Here is a 1,083-nt window from a genome sequence, read left to right as displayed (position 1 = left end):
AGGTACGCCTGCAGCCCTCCGACGTGCTGCTGCTCGAGGCGCGCCCGCCGTTCATCGAGCGCCACCGCGAATCCAAGGACTTCTTGCTGATCAGCGAACTCAACGGCGCCGCGCGGCCGATTCACGAGAAGGCGCCGCTGGCCTGGGCGATCCTGCTCGGCGCGGTGTTCCTGGCGGCGGTGGGTGTCTTGAGCATGCTCAACGCGGCGATGCTGGGAGCGGCGCTGGTACTCCTGACCGGCTGCTGTACCGTGTCCGGTGCCAAGCGCGGGCTGGATACCCAGGTGCTCTTGACCATTGCCGCCTCCTTCGGCGTAGGCGCGGCGCTGCAGAGTTCCGGGGCGGCGGACGTCATCGCCGGCGGCGTGCTCTCGCTGGTGGCGGGAAGCCCCTGGCTCTTGCTGATCGGCACCTACTGCGTGGTGGCGCTGCTCACCGAGCTGGTCACCAACAACGCGGCGGCAGTGATCATTTTCCCGGTGGTGACGGCGGCGGCGGAGAGCCTCGGCGTGAGCATCATGCCTTTCGTGGTGACGATCATGTTCGCCGCCTCGGCGAGCTTTCTGACGCCGATCGGCTACCAGACGAACCTGATGGTCTATGGCCCCGGTGGCTACCGGATCAGCGATTTCCTGCGCGTGGGCGGCGGGCTCAACGTGTTGACCGGGCTGATCGCGGTGGCGCTCATTCCGCTGGTCTGGCCGTTCTAGCGCTCGCCGCCGGCGCCACTTTGCGCTAGGGTGACGCTTTCGTTTTTTCCAAGGAGAGCGCTATGTCAGACCCGGGTGAGTTGATCATCGAGCCCAAGAACGGGCAGCCGGCCGATGCCTGCGTGTTCATCCTTCACGGCCTGGGCGCCGACGGCAGCGATTTCGAGCCGCTGGTGCCGGCCATGGGCCTGCCCAGGAGCCTGAACGTGCGCTTCATCATGCCCCACGCGCCGCGCCTGCCGGTCACCGTCAACGGCGGCATGGTGATGCCCGCCTGGTACGACATCCTCGCCATGGACCTGGGCCGCCGGGTCGAAACTGCCGTGGTGCACCTCGATGGCGAGCCCCCGGTTGGCATCGCCAGGCTCGAGGC

General features: G+C 67.6%; 1 protein-coding gene and 1 pseudogene. Both read left to right on the top strand.

Annotated elements, in window-relative coordinates:
* A partial coding sequence (locus BIS11_RS18320) for an SLC13 family permease (protein WP_253586826.1) occupies nt 1-710 on the top strand: 710 nt, incomplete at its 5' end.
* Nucleotides 711-772: 62 nt separating this feature from the next.
* Nucleotides 773-1,083, top strand: a pseudogene (locus tag BIS11_RS18315) (alpha/beta hydrolase); the annotation flags it as partial.

Source organism: Halomonas sp. 707D4, assembly GCF_024158685.1.
GTDB lineage: Bacteria > Pseudomonadota > Gammaproteobacteria > Pseudomonadales > Halomonadaceae > Vreelandella.
Note: the sequence above shows the minus strand (reverse complement) of the source record. Positions and strands in the feature narration are given on the sequence as shown.